This is a genomic window from Companilactobacillus mindensis DSM 14500, assembly GCF_001434275.1.
Classification (GTDB): domain Bacteria; phylum Bacillota; class Bacilli; order Lactobacillales; family Lactobacillaceae; genus Companilactobacillus; species Companilactobacillus mindensis.
Window position 1 is genome coordinate 1 of the sequence record NZ_AZEZ01000022.1, and the last position, 22,589, is coordinate 22,589.

The window sequence follows — 22,589 nt, forward strand, 5'->3', positions numbered from 1 at the left end:
AGTACTGTTTAGAATACTCTCATTTTCTATATATCCACTTGACTAATCGTAGGAAGTATGAGAGTGGTTTATTAACTTCCACTTTAGTTCCGTAATACTTTTTATTGATGAATTTTTGAATAGCCTTGTTGTGGTATAGCTTGACTAATTTCTTGTATGCGGCATTATCTTTATTCTTTTCAGCTGTAGCTAAAACATTGACGTTATTCTTAGTATCTTGTTCAACTTTTTCGTGATAGATTGAATCTTGCAGGACGTGCAATCCACTGGCTAAAGCGATACTGTTACCAATCAAAACAACTGGCACATCACCTAAAACACGTGGGCCTGTGGTATCATCAATTTCCTTGAATTTGAAATGATGTGGATTGCTGGCAATATCTTTAGTGTCACTAAAGGCATTGAAATCCTTCTTTAGAGTGATCAATCCGGCGTTTTTCAAAAGTAGCAAGCCACGAGAAGTATTAGCTGGATCATTGGCGATGGCGATGGTAGTTCCATCAGGGATCTGGCTGATTTTTTTATACTTCTTTGAATAAACCCCAAGTGGTTCTAAATACGTAGTTCCTAAAACGGCTAATTTTCCCTTAGGATTTTGCTTGTTATAAGCTTCCAAATACGATAAGGATTGAAAGGCATTAACATCAACTTGACCATCGCTGGTTGCTTGATTTTAATCGTCAAACCTAATTCCTTAGCCTGCTTGCTTTTAGCAATATGTTGCCAAATATCTAGATCAGATGTATGCGAGCCAACTGTGACCGTATCCGTTTTAGCGGCTTGAGATTGTTTGCCACAACCAGCCAATAGAAAGACCGTAAAGAATAAAGCTAATGCGAATAATAAATTTTTTCCCCTTCTCATTTTCGTTCTCCTTCTCCTAAAAAATTATTAAAAAAGCGTCCCTATACCAAAGTAAATCCTTTGATATAGGGACGCTTTTTGCGTGATACCACCCTAATTTGTACTTTGTTTACACAAAATACCTCGACGACACTAACATGTCTGGGATGATATCGCATCCTTGCGTACCCTTGGCTTGCACCGCAGATAAGACTCAGAGTTCATTCAATTAAACTTTTGTTCCACCTTTTCACTAGACAGTGGTCACTCTTCAAAACTACTAATTTAATTTACTATTCTCTTCAATGTCTTTAATTCATCGTCATTCCACCAGTAACATTGATTCCTTGACCTGTCATGTAATCTGACAACGGACTAGCGAGAAACAATACTACATTGGCCACATCTTCAGGAGTTCCTGTTCGTCCCAAAGGTACTTGACTATTATCTTCCTTTTCAATGTCATCGGGCGTTAAACCGCGAATCTTGGCGCCATCTTTTCTCTCACGATGCTTCATGGAAGTTTCGATGATTCCAGGACAAACGGCATTGACATTGATCTGGTCATGGGCGACTTCAATCGCCAAGGTCTTGGTCAAACCAAGTACGGCATGTTTGGAGGCTACGTATGCAGCCATGGCCCGATAGCCATTCTTGCCAGCTTGAGATGCAATCAGAACTACTTTGCCTGGTCGTTTGGCGGCGACCATCAGTGAGACGATATATTTGCTGACTAAATACGTACCACGCGTATTCACCGCAATCGTCTTGTCAAAATCGGAAGTTTTGCTTTCAATCAAATAATCCATCGTGGAAATACCAGCAACGTTGACTAAAATGTTGGGAGTTAAGTTTTGAGTTTTTAGTTGGTCAGCTAGATTAGAAACACTCTTTTCATCACTGACATCTAGGTTGATCTGATATTCCTGATCATTTATTTGTCGTAAAGTTTTATTTTGATATGCCAGATTGGCAGCAATGACAATGGCTTTTTCATTCTGAAAAGTCTCAACTACTTGGCGACCAATACCTTGATAACCGCCAGTTACAAGCACGATTTTCTTTTCTAAAGATGTGAATAGACTCATAGATTGACCCTTCCTTACTCTGATTAAATTACGTGACGTTCGTATGGATCGTTTGAAATTCCTTCTTCAAGAATCTTCTTGGACCATTCTTTGGCTGAGAACAATGAGTGATCACGATAGTTACCACAACTGTACTTGTCAGTTCCTTGAACATCTTTCCATTCAATCTTATTAGCAATATCATCCAAGGCGCCCTTCAAAGCAGTAGCAACTTCAGTAGTTGAGTGTTCGCCCCAGACGATCAAGTGGAATCCTGTTCGACAACCGAATGGTGAACAGTCAATAACGCCATCAAGACGGTCTCTCAAAAGTCCAGCTAACAAGTGTTCGATCGTGTGCAATCCAGCAGTTGGAATAGCATTTTCATTTGGTTGAACCAAACGTAGATCGTAATTTGAAATCGTGTCGCCCTTTGCTCCGTGTTCTTCAGTGATCAAACGTACATATGGTGCCTTTACCTTTGTGTGATCCAATGTAAAACTTTCAACTTTAGCCATAATTAAATATCTCCTTAAAATGTTTATTTATTATTTATTTTCCAAATATGTTAATGGTTTATTAACTTCGATCTTAGTTCCGTAATACTTTTTCTTGATATATGCTTGGATCTCTTTGTTGTGATACAACTTAACAAGTTTCTTGTAACTTGCATTGTTCTTATTCTTTTCAGCTGTAGCTAGGATATTGACGTTATCTTTAGTACTTTGATCAACTTGTTCGTGATAGATTGAATCGGTCAAAACATGAAGTCCGCCCTCCAAGGCTACGGTGTTGGAAATGAGAACGACTGGCACATCATTTAAAACACGTGGTCCGGTAGTATCGTCGATTTCTTTGAATTTCAAATTCTTAGGATTTGAAGTGATATCTTTGGTATTGCCTAAGGCATTGAAGTTTTTCTTCAAAGTGATCAAACCGGCTTTTTGTAGTAGTAGTAGATCACGCGATGTGTTGGCAGGATTGTTAGCAATCGCTACGGTAGTACCATCTGGAATCTCTTCGATGCTCTTGTACTTCTTGGAATAAATTCCCAAAGGTTCCAAATAAGTTGTTCCTAAGGCTGATAACTTACCTTTAGGATTCTGTTTGTTATAAGCCTCGTAGTAAGACCATGATTGAAAGGCATTGACATCGACTTGGCCTGAACTTGTGGCAGTGTTCAATTGCGCTCCGTCGGTGATTTCCTTGGTTTTAATATTGAGACCTAATTTCTTTGCTTGAGAACTCTTGGCAATATGTTCCCAGATGTTCAAGTCAGATCCTTGTGAGCCAATAGTTATGGTATTGCTCTTGGCTGCACTGGCACTCTTTCCGCATCCGACTAATAAAACCAGTGATAAAGCTAACAATGCTGTAAAAAATATCTTTTTCCCTTTTCTCATTTCCATTCTCCTCCTCATAATTCCAATACAAGTTACTCTCTAAGTTGGTGCGAACCAAAAATCAAACATCCAATGCCTCCTCCGTTGAATTTGCTTATTTAATTTAATTCTAATGCGATTAGAAATCGTGGTATTTATCTAACCTTTGTCAGCTTTGATCTGAACGATCCACTTATATAAACTATGCTGTGAATCTCGTCCTAAAATTTACCTTCGTCAGCTCAAATCCGAACGATCCACCGGAACGTTCGGATAATGGATTCTAAGTGGCAAAGCCACTAAGAATCCATAAAAAAAGGCGTCCCTATACCAAAGCTATTGCTTTGATATAGGGACGCCTCTAAACGTGGTACCACCCTAATTTATATTTTGCTTGCACAAAATACCTCAACGACACATATATTATATGTCCGGGATGATATCGCATCCTTGCGTACCTTTGGCTTTCACCTAGGTAAGACTCCAAGCTCATCTTCAGTTAAACTTTCGTTCCGCCTTTTCACTATCTGACGGTCACTGTCAAAACTACTCGTTAACTTACTCTTCTCTTCAACGTCTAATTAGATTAAATAAGTTTTAATTGTTTGATTGGTGATTAATTTACTCTTGCATTATTAACTTGTCAACATTACTTTCAAAAAATATATCTATTTCTAGCTTGCATATCGTCTATAACTAACTATACCAATGGTTTTAAAAATTCATTTCTAGGGCATAAAAAAAGGCATCCAGCTGAGGGATACCAAATTTTAGAAAATTATAATTAATTAAATAAAAAATTTTTATTATTTTTTGTCTTTACTCTGAATAACCGCAATTATTCCACTTTCAAAACTGAAATCGATCGTCCCTTTGACAAATTCATTGCTGGCCCAACTGATTGGATGTCCCGCACTGAAATCGGTCAATTTGTACTTAGCATCAAACAGATTCAGGTGCGTTACTGGGCCCAAATTGACAAAAGCGACATATTTCATTCCGTTCTCGTGAAAAATCGTATAGCGACCAGGACGATAAAACCTGATCGTATTAGTAGCCGACTTGTAATACAGTTTATCGTAAAAGTCCAAGAATCGTGGATCAAATGGCAAGAACAGATTGACCAAAAAATGGTCTATCCGCCCACCAGTTGCACCATAAACGTAGTATTCTTGCGCATTATAGGCTTCCCTAGCCGCTAACAAGCACAACTCTGAATCAGTATCATCTTTTTCGGGGGGAAATTTTTTGAAGACTGGCACATTATCCCGTAATAACTTTTGTTCTTTCTTGTCGATCGAATCAAAGTCACCAATGGCAATCTGCGGAACGATGCCATTTTTCAGCAAGTGCAAACTTCCCCGATCAGCACCCACCCAAGGTCCAGGAATAGCCTTGATACTTTGGCTCAATTCCTTTGGATATTCGCTCTGTGGTCCGCCTAAAAGAATATTTACTCGTTTCATTACTGTTCAACCGCTGCCAAGGAACGAAGGTTATCGATTCTACCTTTTAGATCGGCATCGTTGCCATCAAAAAGATATGATCCGGCTACAAAAATATCAGCACCGGCTTTAGCACATTGACGAATCGTTTCAGGGTTGACCCCACCGTCAACTTCGATATCAAAATTATCATCGGCAGCAGTTTGACGCAATTGGTCCAACCGTTGGATCTTCTTAGTCATACCGGGAATGAATTTTTGACCACCAAAACCAGGGTTGACTGTCATAACCAAGATCCGGTCAATAATTGGGAACAATTCTTTCACAGTTTCCAAAGGTGTACCTGGATTGACTACGACACCAGCACGGACTCCGTAGCTCTTTACCAATTCAATCGAACGATAAATGTGCTGTGTACTTTCGGCATGGATCAAAATCGTACTGGCACCAGCATCAACGATTGGTTTGATATAAGCATCAGGATTTTGCATCATCATATGAATATCAAGCGGTTTGTCAGTCACTCGACGCATCCCCTCGACCACACTAGGGCTAAAGGACATGTTTGGTACAAAGTTACCATCCATTAAATCAATGTGAAAGACGTCAGCACCAGCTTTGTCAGCTGCTCTAACATCACGTTCTAGATTCATAATATCTGCAGATAAAATTGAAGGTGCAATTTTTATTGTCATTTGATTCAGCTCCTCAATATCTTTTTTTGTAAGAATTAATTTCGTTCAAAAAGTATAAATAATCGTCATAACGACTGTGCATTATCTTACCTTCAGCCAACTCTTCTTTGACTTTACAGTTGGGTTCATTGACATGACGGCAGCCTCGGAATTGACATTCGCCACTGTATTCCAAAAATTCTGGGAAAAGCGTTGGCAATTCTTCTGGGGTGATATCCATCAGATCGATCGATGAAAATCCTGGCGTATCAGCTACCAAGCCATCAGCAATATTGAACAATGACACTTGTCTAGTCGTATGCTTACCACGATTCAACACTTGAGAGATTTCAGCCGTGGCCAAACCAAGTTCCTTATCGATATGGTTCAGCAAAGTCGACTTTCCAGCCCCAGATTGACCTGTAAAGACCGTTACTTTGTCAGCAAAGGTCTTTTCCAGTCTATCCAGTTGATCATCATTATAAGCTTCTTGATCGTCAAAAACTTGATAGCCAGCTTCACGGTACCCTTGCATTATTTTTTGCAATTCTTGGTACTTTTCCGTCGTTAATAGATCTGATTTAGTTAAATAAACGACTGGTTCAATCGAATTATGCTCGATATTGACCAAAATTTTATCCAACAAATTGCTTGAAAAATTAGGTTCCGCCGCTGAAGTGACCACGATAGCTTGATCGATATTAGCTATCGGTGGACGAACTAAACTATTCTCTCGTGGCAAAATCTCCAGAATATATCCTAGATCGCCGGTCGCATCATAGGAAACTTTGTCGCCAACTAGTGGTTTGATCTTACGCTTGCGGAAATTGCCTCGAGCTCTAGTTCTGATTAGTTCTTCACTTTCATCGTCAATTACATCATAAAATCCACTGATCGACTTTATAATTCTTCCAATTCTTTCCATACATCACCCATTTACTGAACCGCCAAGAACAGTCTTATTGTCACGTTCGACTACGTAGGATCCAGTTTGTCCATCTTTTAAATTAAAACTCAAAGTTACTGGTGTATCAGCAGTAATGTTCATCGTCTTATAAACAGTATTGATACTGTGCGTGGCGTCAGAAATATAGATCGTAATACTATTATTGCCACCCGCATCGTAAGGAATCGTAATATCCTTTGTCACCGTACTTGTTGACGAAGAACCATTGCTGTTAGTGTTATTAGTGCCGTTGCCATCGCTTTCCTTGTCGGTCGTAGTGGTCTTATCAGAATCAGGTCCCTTAGAGATCACGACTGACAAAGTTCCACCTTGATTGATCGTACTGTTGGCACTTGGCGTTTGACTGACCAAAAGGCCTTCTTCAACATCGTCAGAATACTCGTACGAAGTATTCAAAGTCAAACCGACTTCTGTAGCATAATCTTGGATGCTCTTGAGGTTGTAGCCGGTCAAATCACGGACTTTGACAACTTTAGGCTTGATAGTCTTAGCCTTAGCTAAGGTTAAGGTCAACGACTTATTCTTAGTAACGACTTTTTTGCCGCCAGGGATACTTTGTTTGATGATCGTACCGGCATCATATTCATTTGTCGCTTTGTAGTTCACTCTTACTTTAAAGCCACGACGTTTCAAATTACTCGAAACATCTTCATATTGCTTACCAATTAATTTAGGCATTTTGTAATAAGTTGCACCTAAGCTGACAACTAAATTGACTTTGGCACCATTTTTCAACTTCAAACCCTTGGCTGGAATCGACTTGATCACGTGTCCCGCTTCCACATCGTCGTCGTTTTCCTTAGAAATATCGCCAGCTGTCAAATTGGAACTCTTCAACATCACATTGGCTTGTTTCATAGTCAAGTTAAAGAGGTCCGGAACTGTGGTCTCTTGGTTGCTTTTGATCACCATAGCAATCAGGAACAAGACAATAATAACTGGCACGATCGAAGCAATCAAAATAATCTTACGCTTGCGATCGAGTTTTTGAGGTTTCTTAGTTGGAGCCGTGGATTTATCGCTTGTTTTATCAAGTGGCTCCATGACTCTTGTTTCTTCTAAATCATTTATAGGGGTCGGGATAAACTTAGGTTCATCGCCACGTTCGGGCATCAGACACGTATTTAAATCGTCGCACATCTCTCTGACTGATTGGTAACGTTGGTCAGGGTCCTTTGCTGTGGCCTTCAAAACTACGTTCTCCAGTGGTTGAGGAATGTCTGGGTCAATCTTACGTAGATCCGGCATATCTTCCTTAGAGTGCTTCAAAGCCACTGTCACAGCCGTATCTCCGGTAAATGGTACATGCTTAGTCAACAATTCGAATAAGATTATTCCCAAAGCATAAATATCGGATAGTACAGTTGCTGAACGTCCTCTGATCTGTTCAGGCGACATGTAGTGTACTGAACCCAAAAGCGAATTGGTCCGTGTGATCGACCGTTCGCTCAAAGCCAAAGCAATCCCAAAATCAGACACTTTGACTTGGAGAGGGTCTTTTTTCTCATCTACCAAAATATTTTCTGGTTTAAGATCACGATGGATAATTCTGTGCTCATGAGCATCAGCTACTGCCATACAGATCTGTTTCATAATATCGACAACTTCGCGATATGGGATCGGATAGTGGGTCCTAATGTACTTCTTTAGATTCGGACCATCAACGTATTCGATGACGATATATTGCACGCCGTCATCATTGCCGACATCTAAGACATTTACGATATTGGGATTAGAGAGACCACTAGTTGCCCTAGCTTCACGCCCAAATCTCCTTTTAACCGATTCGTCATCTTGAAGATCGTACCGCAGCGCTTTAACAGCAACCTTACGGTTCAAAAGTGTGTCATTGGCCAAATAGACATTGGCCATTCCGCCTTCACCAAGTGTACCTAGGATCTCATAACGACCGCCTACTAGGTAACCTTTCTCCATCTAGTGATTACCTCCGTTATCTTTGGTAGAAAAGAGCAAGGCGGTAATATTATCCCTTCCACCAGCGGCATTGGCTTTGTCGATCAACAGATGACACTTAGTTTCTAAACTCATCTGTTTCGACAAAATATCTTTAATTTCATTTTCGGGAACCATATTCGTCAAACCATCGGTACATAACAAAATAATGGCATTGTCGACTAGATCAAAATTCTTTACCCGCGGTTGAACGGTCTGTGAAACGCCCAACGTTTGCGTAATGATGTTCTTCTGAGGATGATTCTCAGCTTCCTCAGGGCTTATTTGACCAGTCTCTAGTAACTCGTGCACTAAAGAGTGATCGACGCTGAGTTGCTTCAATTCTCCATCAGTGTAGATATAACATCTGGAGTCGCCGACATTAACGACCATTAATTTTTGATCCACGAAAAAGACGCCGACCATCGTCGTTCCCATTCCGTTCAAATCATCGAATTGATTGGAGACCGAAACGATTCGATCGTTTTCTTTGCTTAATTCACGGATGATCCATTCACGCAATTCTTCAATGTTATCAACATCCGATTCTTCAAAATTGTGTCCTAAATGAGAAACAGCCATGTCTGAGGCAACATCCCCACCACGGTGGCCACCCATTCCGTCGGCAACGATCCCAAAGACGATATCTTTTTTATTTTTGAAAACATTCACGTAATCCTGATTGTTTTCCCTGAGTTTTCCAACATCAGTTAATAACGCATATTCCATCAGTTTAAACCTTACCTCTTTAGTTTTTTCTAACAAAAGTAGCTATGAAGAATCCATCTGTAAAGTAATCGCTTGGTAGAACTTTAAGCATGCCATCTTTAACGGATTTATCCATCGCTGCTTCATGTTTAACTGGTTCAAGTTCAAAGTTCTTGTGCGCTGCCAAGAATTTCTCAACAACTTGTTCGTTCTCTTGATCGTCAAAGGTACATGTACTGAAGACCATTTTACCGTTAACTTTAAGAAGATCGACCAAGCTGTCAAGGATTTGTAATTGAACTCGTTGCAAGTTCATCAAATCTTCTTCTTGACGGAAATATCTCAATTCAGGCTTTCTGCGCATCAAACCTAGTCCAGAACATGGAGCATCGACCAAAATACGGTCAAAGTTCATATTCAAAACGTCCTTGGCTTTACGAGCATCGATCGCACCTGTACTTATAATATCGCTATAACCCATTCTTTGACTATTTTCACGAATCAACTTGGTCTTGTGTTTGTGAATATCCAAAGCTGTAACGGCACCATCTTTGATGTAGCTGGCGATGTGAGTCGTCTTACCACCAGGAGCAGCACAAGCATCGAGCACTTGACTGTCAGGTTGAACGTCCAAAGCTGGAGCAACTAACATTGAGCTTTCATCTTGAATAGTATATAAACCATTTCTAAATTCGTCTGTGTTGACTAGATTGCCATGTTCACACACTAAGCCAACTGATGAGATTTTACTTGGCTTCATGTCGAATCCTTGAGCATTCAACGTTTCCATCAAGTCAGCAACTGTCGTCTTATTAGTATTTACACGAATTGAAATATGTGAAGGCTGATTGATCGACTTCAAAATTTCCTTAGTCTTCTTCTTGCCTTGTTGGTTTTCGAATAGCTCAACTAACCAGCGAGGAACACTGTACAAACGACTCATGTCGTAAATTGAATCAGAACCTGGCATGATTCTGGAACCGTGGCGTTGATAATTTCTCAAAACAGCATTGACTAAGTTAGCAGCCCCTTGATTGGCACGTTGTTTAGCGACTTCCGTCGATTCGTTCAAAACAGCATGAGCTGGTATTTTATCCAAATAGGCTAATTGATAAACGGCTGTCTGCAATAAAAGATCCAACCAAAGATCGAGTTTTTTATCTTTGATATATGGTTCTAGTTGATATTCCAAAACATATCTATTTTGAATGACGCCGTAAACGATATTAGTCATCAAACGACTGTCGGCGTCTGACATTTCAGCTTTCTTCAAAATATTATTGATCTCAATATTCGAGTAAGCCTTATTTTGGAAAACTCTAGTTAATGCTTCTACAGCTAATGCACGTGGATTATTATTCATCAATGACTTGTTGTCCTTTTTCTAAGTTTTTGCCTAAACCATTCATATAATTGGCAATATCCATAACTTTTTTACCGGCTGGTTGAATTCTTTTGATTGCTACGCCTTGACCATCGCCAGCTACGATGACTAAGCGTTTCTTACCTAAATCATAAACTGTGCCGGCCGCTTGATCAGAATTTATCTCTTCAACATTGGTCTTATAAAGCTTCGTTCTTTGACCATTCAACATCATCCAAGCACCTGGATCAGGACTCAAGGCTCTGATCTGATTGTGAACTTGTTGCGCTGACTTAGTAAAGTCGATGTGTTCTTGTTCTTTAGAAATGTTTGGTGAAAAGACGACTTTATCAGGGTCTTGTGCTACTGGTGCTATATCGCCACTCAAAATCTTTGGTACAGTATCCAACAACAATTCTCGTCCAACAACAGCCATCTTCTCAAACAAACTGCCATTGTCATCGTCATCAGTGATTGCAATCTTTTCTTGACTGATGATATCGCCGGCATCCATTCCTTTGACCATGTACATGATCGTAATCCCAGTTTCTTTATCGCCATTTAGAAGCGACCACTGAATTGGAGCTCCACCACGATACTTAGGTAACAATGAACCGTGAACATTGATGGCTGCTACTTTAGCTGAGTTTAAAAAACTGGTAGGCAAAAATTGTCCATAAGCTGCCGTAATGATCAAATCTGCATTGAGACTCTTTAACTCTTCAACCTCAGGGCTGCCTGGCAACTTAGCCGGTTGATACAGCTTGATATTTTCATCCTCAGCAATCAACTTAACTGGACTCTTTTGTAATTTTTGCTTTCTTCCTACTGGCTTGTCTGGTTGTGTCACAGCAGCAACGATATCGTAGCCTTCTTTGATCAAACCTTTCATAACTGTAGCTGAAAATTCTGGTGTTCCTAGAAAAATAACTCTTGTCATTCAATCACCCTCACTTAATCGATATGTTGCGGCTCATTGTCGATCGCAACTGTAAATCCACTTTTAGCATCAGCTTGTGTCTCATTTAAAATTTCCAACAATCGTTGATGCAATTTTGGCTCATGCTTATATTTTACAATAATTTGGTAATAATATTTGTTTTGTTTACGTGAAATCATCGTCGGACTTGGTCCCAATAAAATTGCATCATCAGAAAGAGCCGTTTGAAGCTGTTTCTTCAACCAATAGCTCCGCTTTAAAGTTTTACCTTCATCTTGATTAGCTACACTGATCAAAGTCGTAAAGTAATAAGGCGTGTAATTGGACTGGTGTCTGATATACATTTCTTGTTTAAAGAACGTTTCGTAATCTTGTTTAGCCGCATCTTTGATAGCATAGTGATCCGGATTAAAGGTTTGGATCACCACATGCCCAGACTTTTGGGCTCGACCAGCTCGGCCACTCACTTGCGTCAACAATTGGAAAGTCCGTTCACTAGCACGAAAATCAGCCAAGCTCAAGGTAGTGTCAGCGTTAATGACCCCAACTAAAGTTACGTCTGGAAAATCCAATCCTTTAGCGATCATTTGCGTACCCAACAAAATATCGGCTTTGTGCTGACCAAATTGACTCAAGATCTTTGCATGGGCCCCTTTTCTTCTAGTCGTATCGACATCCATACGCAAAACTCTAGCTTGTGGGAACAAATCATTCAATTGCTGTTCGATATTTTGCGTTCCAGTCCCATAAAAGCCGATCTTTTTACTGCGACAGTTAGGGCAAAATTGGGGCATTGGTTCCTCATGGCCGCAATAATGGCACTTCATCTTGCCAAGATCCTTGTGATACGTCAGTGAAACATCGCAATTAGGGCATTTTAAAACAAAACCGCATTCCCGACACATCATAAACGACGAATAACCCCGCCGATTCAACAAAATAATGGCTTGATCGTGTTTGTTTAAAGTTTCTTGCAGACTAGCTTGCAAAACTGGCGAAAAATCACCTTTAACGGCTGAATTTTCCGCATCCCGCATATCGACGATTTGAACTTGAGGCAATTTTTGTTCATTGACTCGTTTCTTCATTCGAATCATCTGATAAACGCCCTTTTCGGCTCTAGCTCGTGATTCCAAAGATGGCGTAGCGCTCCCCAAAACTACTGGGCTCTTGTTGACTTTAGCCCGCCACAAAGCTACATCACGCGCATGGTATCTGGGATTGTCGTCTTGTTTATAACTGGCCTCATGTTCCTCATCAATGATGATCAGGCCAATATTCTCCAAGGGAGCAAAAATGGCACTTCTGGCTCCAACCACTACCTTAACCTCGTGATTCTCAATTCGCGTCCACTCATCGTAACGTTCACCATTAGAAAGTCCACTGTGCAAAACTGCTACTTGATCTCCGAATCTGCCAACGACTCGATTGACCATTTGAGGCGTCAAAGAAATTTCAGGTACTAGCATCAGAGCGGTTTTACCTTGCTGTAAAGCCTTGTCGATCGACTGCAAATAAACTTCCGTCTTGCCACTGCCGGTGACTCCTTCAATCAAAAAGGTCTTTGGATCTTCATCTGTGATAGCTTCGTCTATCTGGTCGACTGCTTGTTTTTGCTCATCTGTCAAAGACATTTTAGTCGTCTTCTCTGGAGTCATACCGACTGGCTTTCGGAGTTTCGTCACTTCAGTGATCTTGACTAGATGATTCTTTTCAGCCGTCTTGATTGCTGCTCGAGAGATTCCGTAGTCTTTTTCTAAAACATTGAATTCCACTGGCAGATCGTGCAAATGTGCTGTTAGATATTCCAAAAGTTTGATTTGAGCTTTGGCATTAGCGCGCAGTTTGCTCTTTTCTTCGTGCAATTGGATGACATTCAAATCCGTCGTTACTGCTTGACGTTTCACTTGTACTGCTTGATTTTGGACGACATATTGAATGTCGACTTTTTTATTTTTACGTAATTTATTGATCAATTTGATCGTTTCATCATCGAGTTGATTAGTGATCTCAAAAGTTGGCTTACCTTGCAACAAAGCCACTACTTCAGGATCATTTTCCACGATAGGAACGACAAATTGTTTATATTTGGCCCGCATAACACTGGGCAACATCGTTTGAAGACAGGAAATTTGAAATGAATACGTCCGATCAGCCAACCAATAAGACAGTTTCAACATCTCATTTGATAAAACTGGCTTCAGATCGATCACTCGTACGATCGGTTTGAGTTTGCCTTGGAAGTCGCTGGTATCCTTTACTTTCATTACAAATCCTTGAATCTTACGTTTGCCACGGCCAAAGGGTACTTCTACCCGCATCCCTGGTACTACGACATCGGATAAAGCATCCGGGATCAAATATTCAAAAGGTCTGTTGGTTTGCATTGTAGGTACATCTACAATTATCTCTGCTACTGACATAAAAACCACCTATGATATTTTTGTTTAGAATAAAAAATCCTCCACCAATCCGAAAATCAGTGAAGGAATAATTTTTATTCGTTGTCTTCTTTTTTCTCTTCTTCAATCTTTTCTGCTTCTTTTTCAAGAAGGATTGAATTAGGATCGATTTCAATCTTATCATCGGCGATCTCTTCAAGTGCACGGCCAACAGTTCTTGGTGATTCATAGTGATTTAACAATTCGATATCACCATTTTCAAGTTGGTGGGCTCTTTTAGCAGCAAGAACTGCTAGTGAATAACGAGAATCTACTCGGTCTAAAAGTTTATCAATTGATGGATAAATAATCATAAATTATTAATCTCCTATTATTTTTTTGTATTTGTCAATTACACGAGCCACTCTCAAGTGTTCACTTGTAATTATACCTTCAATTTTTTCAACTGCATTAGGTATTTTATCATTTACGACGGCATAGTCATAGCTTGTCATCATTTGGATTTCTTTTTTAGCCTTTTCCATACGTTTGTCGATTGTCTTCTCGTCGTCTGTTCCACGGTGAGTAATACGATCTCTTAAACTTGTCAAATCAGGTGGCGTTAGGAAAATAAAGACGCCATCCGGCATTTTTTCACGGACTTGCATGGCACCATTGACTTCGATCTCCAACAACACATCGATCCCAGCATCAAGCTTTTGATTGACGTACTTCAAAGGAGTTCCGTAGTAATGATCAACATACTTAGCATACTCTAACATTCCGCCGTTTTTTATTTCTTCTTCAAATTCTTCATTTGTTCGGAAATAATAATCGACTCCGTCGACTTCTCCAGGACGCATTTGACGAGTAGTCATCGAAACAGAATAATCAAACTTAATTGATGAATTCTTAAGCATAGCTTTTCTAACAGTTCCTTTACCTACTCCAGATGGACCTGATAAAACGATTAACATTCCCCTTGTTGACATAATTAAATTATCCCTACTATCTATATAATATGATATCTATAATGCAATAAAATCGCGCATTTTTCAAGCTTTGCCACTTAGTCAAACTAAAAATTCTTTAAGAAATAGAAAAATAAAGTTGCTCTTTCGAACACAGGTTCGTATAATGGAGATGCAAACAAGTGTTCGGGGGTTTAAAAATGCAAGCAAAACAATTACGCAATCGTTTCACTACAAATCTAATCAACAATACCACTAACTTTATTAACAATAATTTCGATTTCAATCTTGAACTCAAACCAGTGTCTCAGGTCAAACAAATGCCATTAACACAATTACAGATTTTTTCAGAACAGAGTTTTCATAAAAATTATTCTGTCGTTATTACAATGTTAAACGACAAACAACTTCAAGGCAAATTTATTTCACAAGTTAATAAAAATAAATTCGTTTTCAAAGTAAATTCTAAACTATTCAGCATTGTAGCTTTAAGCCAAATCAAGTCGATCAACTTAATCTAACCGCTTTTGTTCGCCTTGTGCTAATTCCAATAATTCCTGGGCATGTTTTCTCGTCAGATCAGTCACTTTGGTCCCAGCTAACATCAAGGATATCGCTTCAATTCTTTGGAGATCGTTAAGCAACGAAACTTTCGTTTCAGTTTTGTCTTTAACGGTCTCTTTTTCTATCTCGAATTGGCGATCACTCATAGCAGCAACTTGTGGCAGATGAGTAATACAGAGAACTTGCAGGAATTGTGAAACTTTATATATTTTATCTCCGATTGCCTGGGCAACTCGCCCACTGACACCAGTATCGATTTCATCAAAGACGATTGTTTCGACGTTCATCTTCTCGGCAATGATTGCTTCAAAAGCTAAGATCACTCGAGACAACTCACCACCTGAAGCAACTTTGACTAACGGTTTGAAATCTTCACCAACATTAGTCTTCAAGTCAAATCTGATTTGGTCGATCCCGTTGGCTGACAGACTCTCGTCAGCTGAAGATTCAAAGGAAACACCAAATTTAGCATTAGGCATGTAGAGATCTTTTAATTGATGATTGATCGATTTTTCTAAGGCTGTTGCCGTCTTGTGTCGTTGTTTGGAAAGTTCCTTACCTAAACTGATCAACTTATTTTGTAAGTCGATCAATTCTTTTTCCAGTTTTTTCTCAGTATTATCGTCAATATCGATCTCGGACAATTCATGATGAGCATTTTTGCCAAATTCGATCACTTCATTCAGCGTTGGACCATATTTCTTCTTCAAGCCATCCAAAGTAATCAAACGCTTTTGAATATTATCCAGACGATTCTCATCGAAGTCGAGATTCTCCAACTGATCAGAAATAGTAGCCGCATTATCTTGCAACTGGTAGTAAGCACCGTTGATCGAATCATATAATTCCTTATACGACTTATCGTAGTCCATAATATCTTCCAATTGGTCCCGGACATTGCCTAAAGCGTCCACGACTCCAATATTATTTTCGGACAAACCACGATAACTCTCTTGCAGAGAAGAACTGATCTTTTCGAAGTTGGACAATTGATTCTTCTCATCTTCTAATTTGTCATCTTCGCCAGCAATTACCTTAGCACTGTCGATTTCTTCGATTTGGAATTTCAACATGTCGATTCTTTGAACTAAATTCTGTGAATTCTTTTGAATCGTTCGCAAACGACTGCGTTTTTCCAAGTATTCATTGAACATGATTTGATATTTTGCCAAGTCAGCTTGGAACTTATCATCTGCAAAACGATCCAGAATATTGATGTGATTATCCTCATTCAACAACTCTTGCTGCTGATTTTGACCGTGGATCTCGACTAGAAAGCGACCAACTTGTCGTAAAACATTAGTTTTAACTAATTCATTATTGATCCGACAGACGTTTCTACCTTTGCGATTGATCTCGCGTTTGATGATGATTTGATTATCTTCATGACTGATTCCATATTCGTCCAAAATAGCAAAAATAGGACTACTTGATTTTACTTCAAATAGTCCTTGCACATTGAGTTGCTCTTGCCCTGTTCTAATAAAATCAATCGATGACCTGCTTCCAACCAATAATCCCAAAGCATCAATAATAATTGACTTACCAGCACCAGTTTCACCAGTCAAAGCCGTCATTCCAGCATGAAAATCGATCTGCAATTTATTAATAATTGCAAAGTTATTGATTATTAGTTTTTTTAGCATTATTTCACCTATTTATTAAGATCCGAGTATGCTGCTTCCATAGTCTTTTCAACCGATACACTGTCGAGGATCTCACCAGCTTGTTCGTGTTCTGGCTTTTGAATGTGCATCAAGAATTCGATATTGCCTTCGCCACCTTTGATTGGTGAGAAGTCCAAACCGGATACGATAAAACCAGCGTTTTTAGCAAAATTAGTGATCTTTTCCAAAACCATCTGATGCACTTTGTGATCTCTGACAATTCCGTGCTTGCCGACATTCTCTGGACCAGCTTCAAATTGTGGTTTGATCAAACAAACGGCGTCGGAACCAGGAAGAATAATATTGAACATTGGTGGCAAAATTAATTCCAAAGAGATGAACGAAACATCTGTCATTGCAAAACCTGGCAAACCTTCTTTGAAATCTTCTGGCTTGCTGTAACGGAAGTTGACACGCTCCATAACGACTACTCGTTTATCTTGACGAAGTTTCCAAGCCAATTGGTTGTAACCCACATCCAAAGCGTAAACTTTCGTAGCACCGTTTTGTAAAGCCACGTCCGTAAAACCGCCAGTTGAAGAACCGATATCCAAACAGATTCGATCCTTCAAGTCGATGTCAAATGACTTCAAAGCTTTTTCCAACTTGTAGCCACCACGACTGACGTATTTACTGTGAGCGTTCTTAGCCAAGTGAAAGACCGTATCTACAGGCACCTTTTCCCCCGGCTTGTCAAAACGTAAATTGTCTTGATTATAGACTTCACCAGCCATAACTGAACGTTTAGCCTGTTCTCTCGATTCAAATAAATTTTGTTGAACTAATAAAACATCAATTCTCTCTTTTGCCAATATATGTCACCTATTCTTTAAAATAATCCAAAAAGCTTACCAATAAGTTTTTATCGAATTTTTCTTCCTTTAGCACCGCATTCAAAGCATCTTTGACCAAATCATTCAACTTAGTTTCAGTTGCTTTTTTGCCGATCAAATTAGGGAAGGTGTTCTTGTCAACATCCTCGCCATCAGTTGAATCATCTAAATCATCTTTTAATTGAAAAGCTAAACCAATATCTTCAGCGTATTGAACTAAGTGTTTCGACAAACTATGTCCCGCACAAAAAGCCCCAATCGTTACGGCAGCCGTCATCAAGTCGGCTGTTTTTTGTTTATGTAAAGTTGTCAATTCAGTTTCGTCTAGTTTTTTATCTTCCATCGTGATGTCAGTCATTTGCCCAGCTACCATGCCCATTGGGCCGGCATTATGAGCCAAAATTCTCACGGCTGCCATCCGTTTGTCGGTATCTAAACTAGATTTAGCGATCCAATAGAAAGCCTGAGTCAACAAGCCATCGCCAGCCAAAACTGCCGGACCAACGCCAAATTGCTTGTGATTAGCCAGTTTGCCTCGACGATAATCGCTGTCATCCATTTCGGGCAGATCATCGTGGATCAAAGAATACGTGTGAACTAATTCAATTGCCCCAGCTACATCGTAATACTTAGGCAGATCATCTAGCTTTACGCCACTAGAATAAGCTGCAGCAAAAAACAACATTGGACGAACTCGTTTTCCACCAGCATCCAGTGAATACAACATTGCATCCCTAAGCGTTGGTTGCTTGATCTCTGCGTTAAGACGATCATCTAGAAATTGATTGAAATCGGGTAAAACTCGTTCGCAAAATTCAGAAAACTTTTTGATTTCCATAATTAATCTTGGTCCTTAGTCTCATCATTTTTCATATTGATCTCTTGACCGTCTTTAGTCATGATCTTCGTAACAGTTGCTTCAGCGTCGCTGAGAGTTTTTTCCAAATCCTTGCTCAAAGTGACACCCTTTTTGAATTTTTCCATGGCTTCTTCCAATGGAACGTTGCCTGATTCAAGGTTCGTTACGATTGCCTCTAAATCAGCTAGATTTTCTTCAAATGTCTTCTTTTTTTCAGCCATTATTATCCTCGCTTATTTCTTTGGTTATCAACTTGACGTTACCATTTTTGACGTGGAGATCAACTTCTGTATCGACCTTGTAATCGGAAACATCTCTTAGAACTTTACCAGTCTTAGTCGTTGGGATCGCATAGCCTCGACTCAGGGTCTTCAACGGACTCAAGGAATCCAAACTAGCAACGCGACTGTTAAATATATTACGGTTTCGATTGATAATTTTATTAACGTTATTGATCAAAATCTGATAATTGCGATTAACTTGATTGCCATAGCTGTAAATTTGATCACGGGGTGAAACTCGTACTAAACGATTGGCATATTGGATCAAATTTGTCTTGGAACGGTTCAAATTATTATTGATGCTCTGCTTCAATTTATCTTGCAGATAATCAACTTTTTGTAAGTAGACTTCATAGATTCGCTCAGGATGTTGCAAAAATACGTTCTGAGCCAAAGAATTCACTCGGTCCCTGTAATTACCTATGATGTTATTTTGTGCATTGTAAAGCCTTTTTTCGTCTCCTTGCAACTGCAACAAAACTTCGCTCAAAACCGGCGTAGCTAATTCAGCTGCAGCTGTCGGCGTTGCAGCTCGAAGGTCGGCTACCAAGTCAGCAATCGTCGTATCAGTCTCATGACCAACTGAACTGATCACTGGGATCTTACTGTTGACGATCGCCTCAGCGACAATTTCCTCATTGAAAGGCCACAAGTCTTCGATCGAACCACCGCCACGGCCAATGATGATCGTATCAAAATTTCCAGCTTCATTGATCCGTTTCAGCTGTTCAACAATTGTTTTGGCAGCTTCTTGTCCTTGAACTTGAGCCGGATACAAAACTAATTGCACGATAGGATATCTTCTGGCTACGGTGGTCATAATATCATGAATGACCGCTCCAGATTGACTGGTAACGACTGCGATCCGTTTGGGGAACTTGGGAATTTCTTTCTTAGGCAAATCAAAGATCCCTTGTTCAGAAAGTTTCTTTTTCAACTGTTCATAAGCAGCGTACAAAGCCCCTAATCCAGCTGGCTCCATCGAATCGATATAGATCTGATACGAACCTGAAGGCTCATAAAGAGAGATTCGTCCTTGAACGAGAACTTTCATACCTTCTTCAGGTTGAAACTTGATTTTTTCAAAGCTACTTCGAAACATGATTGCAGAAATCTTAGCTTTGTCGTCCTTTAAAGAAAAATATTGGTGTGCGTGGGGACGCATCCGAAAGTTAGAAATTTCGCCCATCAAATAGACGTGTCCCAAATAAGGGTCCACGTCAAATTTTCTCTTTAAATATTGGCTCAAAGCGGTAACTGTTAAATATTGTTCACTATCCATTTGCCCTGCCTTCGGCTAATTCGATCACTTGGTCTACCAAAGCAGTGATCGTCATAGGACCAACACCACCAGGTACTGGCGTCATCATTGCAGCTTTGTCTTTGACATCGTCAAAATCAACGTCTCCACAAAGCTTGCCATTTTCATCTCGGTCCATACCGACATCAACGACGATTGCTTGGTCTTTGACGTAATCTTTGGTAATGAACTTAGCCTTTCCAATGGCAACAACTAATACATCAGCCTTTTGTGTAATTTCTTTTAAGTTCTTAGTATGTGAATGTGTGATCGTTACAGTGGCATTACGATCCAACATCAAAGCAGCAGTTGGTTTTCCAACAATATTGCTACGACCAACGATTACAACGTTTTTACCATCGAGGTCAACGTTGTAATGGTCTAGCATCATCAAAATACCTGAAGCGGTGGCTGGTTTGGTTAATGGTGTTCCAATCCAGAGATTGCCGACACTGACTGGAGTAAATCCGTCAACATCTTTTTTAGGGTCAATAGCTTCAATGACCTTGTCCTCGTCAATATGATCTGGAACTGGCAATTGCACGATAAAGCCATCAATTGTCTCATCGTGATTCAACTCGTCGATTTTATCCAACAATTCTTTTTCAGAAACAGTTGCATCAAAGTGGATCAAGTCAAACTTGATTCCTAGTTTTTCAGCACGACGTTTCTTATTGCGAACATACACGGCACTGGCACTGTTCTCACCGACTAAAATCACGGCAAGTCCTGGAGTCACGCCTTTTTGTTTCAAATCAGCTACGCGCTTAGTCATTGTTACATCTAAAGCTGCTGCTACTTTTTTACCTTCTAATAATTTCATACTAATCACCATAAAAAGGCTGGTAAATTTACCAGCCTTTACCCTTCTACAAAATTAGATAAAATACCATTAACGAAGGACTTTGAGTCCTTGTCGCCAAATTCGCCAGCCATTTCGATTGCTTCATCGATGGCGACTTTCTTTGGAACTTCTAAACTATTTTCCATTTCAAATAGGCCAATACGTAAAATTGAGCGATCAATCCGTGATAGACGTTGAACGGTCCATTTGTTTTTGAGATGTTCGGCAATTTCTTTGTCGAGGTCATCTTGATGCTCAACGGCACCTGAAACTAGAAAATTCAAATAATCAGGCACAGCCTCTTCGCCTAAATCACATAGTTGCATGGTAGATGCGATTGCGACGTCGGGTGTGTCTTTGGTAGTTTCGATAGAAAATAGTGATTGAACTGCGAGTTCTCTGATCTTATGTCTATTTATCACTAGTTTTATTCCTTTTTGTCTGTTGTTACACGTTCTATTTCGCCAGTTTCTTTCTTGGCGATTAAACCTACAACATGCACGTTGATTTCACTTAAATCTAAATCGGTCATGAATTCCAGTTGTTCAATGGCTGATTTTTGGATTTCCAAAGATACCTTAGGGATCGATACGCCATAGTTCAAATATACGTAAACATCCGCAGATATTTTATCATCAGCAAATGACACATCGACACCCTTACCATGGTTGATGATTCCAAACAGCGAATCCATTCGATTAGAAATAGTTCCACGCATTTCGTAGACACCGTCAACTTGGTTTGTAGCAATTCCCAGAAGAATCTCAATAACTTGATGTGAGATTTCAACATTACCGTCAACTTTTCCACTATCTTGTTGTAGAGAAACATATTTTTGTTCAGCCATAAACTCTTATCTCCATAATCAGTTATTAATTAAGCACGTGAAATGTAAGTACCATCTTGTGTATTAATAGTTAGCATGTCGCCTTCGTTAACGAAGAATGGTACTTGCACAACTAGGCCTGTTTCCATTGTAGCTGGTTTTGAACCACCTGATTGTGTATCACCCTTGATTGATGCTTCAGTTGCAGTAACTTTAAGATCAACCGTATTAGGAATATCAACACCGATAGTTTCGCCATTGTACATCATGACACTAACTTCCATGTTTTCCTTCAAATATTTCAATTGTTCTTCAATTTCACTTGCAGGAATTGTTAGTTGTTCGTAAGTTGTTGTATCCATGAAGACGTGGTTTGTACCATCTGCATATAGATATTGCATCTTTTTACTTTCGATGTTAGCTTTTTCAACTTTAGCAGTTGATCTGAAAGTCATTTCTTGAACGGCACCAGTTCTCAAGTTCTTTAACTTTGAACGAACAAAGGCACTACCTTTACCTGGCTTAACGTGCTGGAATTCTACAACACGCCAGATACCATCTTTTACTTCGATTGTTAAACCATTTTTAAAATCATTTACTGAAATTGACATTTTACTCTCCCTTAGTTCGTAAGATTTTGCCGATAGAACACTATACATTATCTTACCAATATTTTAGTACTAATGGCAATAACTCACACTTAATTAAATAAAAAAAAAGA

Annotated in this window: 23 protein-coding genes and 1 pseudogene; 1 reads left to right on the plus strand and 23 read right to left on the minus strand. The window is 39.5% G+C overall.

Annotated features, from left to right (window positions below; translation table 11 throughout):
- Positions 1-19: 19 nt before the first annotated feature.
- The 14 genes and pseudogenes from FD29_RS02855 to gmk all read right to left on the minus strand — a co-directional run bounded on the left by FD29_RS02855 (position 20) and on the right by gmk (position 14,715).
- A pseudogene (locus FD29_RS02855) lies at positions 20-864 on the minus strand (MetQ/NlpA family ABC transporter substrate-binding protein).
- Positions 865-1,154: 290 nt separating this feature from the next.
- Complete coding sequence (locus FD29_RS02860) at positions 1,155-1,931, minus strand: SDR family oxidoreductase (protein ID WP_057887463.1); 777 nt, start codon at positions 1,929-1,931, stop codon at positions 1,155-1,157.
- A gap of 23 nt (positions 1,932-1,954) precedes the next feature.
- On the minus strand, positions 1,955-2,428 hold the full coding sequence (locus tag FD29_RS02865; protein ID WP_057887464.1) for an S-ribosylhomocysteine lyase: 474 nt from the start codon (positions 2,426-2,428) through the stop codon (positions 1,955-1,957).
- 30 nt (positions 2,429-2,458) lie between these two features.
- On the minus strand, positions 2,459-3,313 hold the full coding sequence (locus tag FD29_RS02870) for a MetQ/NlpA family ABC transporter substrate-binding protein (RefSeq protein ID WP_057887465.1): 855 nt from the start codon (positions 3,311-3,313) through the stop codon (positions 2,459-2,461).
- A gap of 785 nt (positions 3,314-4,098) precedes the next feature.
- Complete coding sequence (locus tag FD29_RS02875; RefSeq protein ID WP_057887466.1) at positions 4,099-4,758, minus strand: thiamine diphosphokinase; 660 nt, start codon at positions 4,756-4,758, stop codon at positions 4,099-4,101.
- Positions 4,758-5,432, minus strand: a complete 675-nt coding sequence (gene rpe, locus FD29_RS02880; protein ID WP_083477750.1) for a ribulose-phosphate 3-epimerase — start codon at positions 5,430-5,432, stop codon at positions 4,758-4,760. The genes FD29_RS02875 and rpe overlap by 1 nt, the downstream gene beginning before the upstream one ends.
- A 13-nt stretch (positions 5,433-5,445) precedes the next feature.
- Positions 5,446-6,336, minus strand: coding sequence for a ribosome small subunit-dependent GTPase A (rsgA, locus tag FD29_RS02885; RefSeq protein WP_057887467.1), 891 nt, complete (start codon positions 6,334-6,336; stop codon positions 5,446-5,448).
- A gap of 3 nt (positions 6,337-6,339) precedes the next feature.
- The gene (pknB, locus tag FD29_RS02890; protein ID WP_057887468.1) at positions 6,340-8,313 is read right to left on the minus strand and encodes a Stk1 family PASTA domain-containing Ser/Thr kinase; all 1,974 of its coding nucleotides are present in this window, start codon (positions 8,311-8,313) and stop codon (positions 6,340-6,342) included.
- Entirely contained in the window at positions 8,314-9,060 is a 747-nt protein-coding gene (locus FD29_RS02895) for a Stp1/IreP family PP2C-type Ser/Thr phosphatase (RefSeq protein ID WP_057887469.1), read from the minus strand.
- A gap of 19 nt (positions 9,061-9,079) precedes the next feature.
- Complete coding sequence (gene rsmB / locus FD29_RS02900; RefSeq protein WP_057887470.1) at positions 9,080-10,402, minus strand: 16S rRNA (cytosine(967)-C(5))-methyltransferase RsmB; 1,323 nt, start codon at positions 10,400-10,402, stop codon at positions 9,080-9,082.
- Positions 10,395-11,342: a methionyl-tRNA formyltransferase gene (gene fmt / locus FD29_RS02905; protein ID WP_057887471.1), complete on the minus strand. Its 948-nt coding sequence runs from the start codon at positions 11,340-11,342 to the stop codon at positions 10,395-10,397. The genes rsmB and fmt overlap by 8 nt, the downstream gene beginning before the upstream one ends.
- A gap of 14 nt (positions 11,343-11,356) precedes the next feature.
- Positions 11,357-13,765, minus strand: coding sequence for a primosomal protein N' (gene priA, locus FD29_RS02910; protein ID WP_057887472.1), 2,409 nt, complete (start codon positions 13,763-13,765; stop codon positions 11,357-11,359).
- A gap of 74 nt (positions 13,766-13,839) precedes the next feature.
- On the minus strand, positions 13,840-14,097 hold the full coding sequence (rpoZ, locus tag FD29_RS02915; protein ID WP_057887473.1) for a DNA-directed RNA polymerase subunit omega: 258 nt from the start codon (positions 14,095-14,097) through the stop codon (positions 13,840-13,842).
- A 6-nt stretch (positions 14,098-14,103) separates the two neighbouring features.
- Positions 14,104-14,715, minus strand: coding sequence for a guanylate kinase (gene gmk / locus FD29_RS02920; RefSeq protein ID WP_057887474.1), 612 nt, complete (start codon positions 14,713-14,715; stop codon positions 14,104-14,106).
- 179 nt (positions 14,716-14,894) lie between these two features.
- Between gmk and FD29_RS02925 the strand changes: the two genes are divergently transcribed.
- Positions 14,895-15,215 carry a hypothetical protein gene (locus FD29_RS02925; RefSeq protein WP_057887475.1) on the plus strand — a complete coding sequence of 107 codons (321 nt, stop codon included), beginning with the start codon at positions 14,895-14,897 and terminating at the stop codon, positions 15,213-15,215.
- Here FD29_RS02925 and recN read toward each other — a convergent pair.
- From recN to efp, 9 genes are read right to left on the minus strand one after another with little or no spacing between them, the layout of a single operon-like run.
- Complete coding sequence (recN, locus tag FD29_RS02930) at positions 15,207-16,904, minus strand: DNA repair protein RecN (RefSeq protein WP_057887476.1); 1,698 nt, start codon at positions 16,902-16,904, stop codon at positions 15,207-15,209. The genes FD29_RS02925 and recN overlap by 9 nt on opposite strands.
- Before the next feature lie 8 nt (positions 16,905-16,912).
- A complete protein-coding gene (locus FD29_RS02935; protein WP_057887477.1) occupies positions 16,913-17,737 on the minus strand; it encodes a TlyA family RNA methyltransferase in 825 nt (274 codons plus the stop codon).
- Positions 17,738-17,747: 10 nt separating this feature from the next.
- Positions 17,748-18,596: a polyprenyl synthetase family protein gene (locus FD29_RS02940; RefSeq protein ID WP_057887478.1), complete on the minus strand. Its 849-nt coding sequence runs from the start codon at positions 18,594-18,596 to the stop codon at positions 17,748-17,750.
- A 2-nt stretch (positions 18,597-18,598) separates the two neighbouring features.
- Positions 18,599-18,838 (minus strand): exodeoxyribonuclease VII small subunit, encoded by a 240-nt coding sequence (locus FD29_RS02945; protein ID WP_057887479.1) that lies wholly within the window; start codon positions 18,836-18,838, stop codon positions 18,599-18,601.
- The gene (gene xseA / locus FD29_RS02950) at positions 18,831-20,180 is read right to left on the minus strand and encodes an exodeoxyribonuclease VII large subunit (protein WP_057887480.1); all 1,350 of its coding nucleotides are present in this window, start codon (positions 20,178-20,180) and stop codon (positions 18,831-18,833) included. Before xseA ends, FD29_RS02945 begins: the two co-directional genes overlap by 8 nt.
- Positions 20,173-21,021 (minus strand): bifunctional 5,10-methylenetetrahydrofolate dehydrogenase/5,10-methenyltetrahydrofolate cyclohydrolase, encoded by an 849-nt coding sequence (locus tag FD29_RS02955; RefSeq protein WP_083477751.1) that lies wholly within the window; start codon positions 21,019-21,021, stop codon positions 20,173-20,175. The genes xseA and FD29_RS02955 overlap by 8 nt, the downstream gene beginning before the upstream one ends.
- Positions 21,022-21,059: 38 nt before the next feature.
- Positions 21,060-21,464, minus strand: coding sequence for a transcription antitermination factor NusB (nusB, locus tag FD29_RS02960; RefSeq protein WP_057887482.1), 405 nt, complete (start codon positions 21,462-21,464; stop codon positions 21,060-21,062).
- Positions 21,465-21,469: 5 nt separating this feature from the next.
- Positions 21,470-21,889 (minus strand): Asp23/Gls24 family envelope stress response protein, encoded by a 420-nt coding sequence (locus tag FD29_RS02965; RefSeq protein ID WP_057887483.1) that lies wholly within the window; start codon positions 21,887-21,889, stop codon positions 21,470-21,472.
- A 29-nt stretch (positions 21,890-21,918) separates the two neighbouring features.
- Positions 21,919-22,479, minus strand: coding sequence for an elongation factor P (efp, locus tag FD29_RS02970; RefSeq protein WP_057887484.1), 561 nt, complete (start codon positions 22,477-22,479; stop codon positions 21,919-21,921).
- Positions 22,480-22,589: the final 110 nt, after the last annotated feature.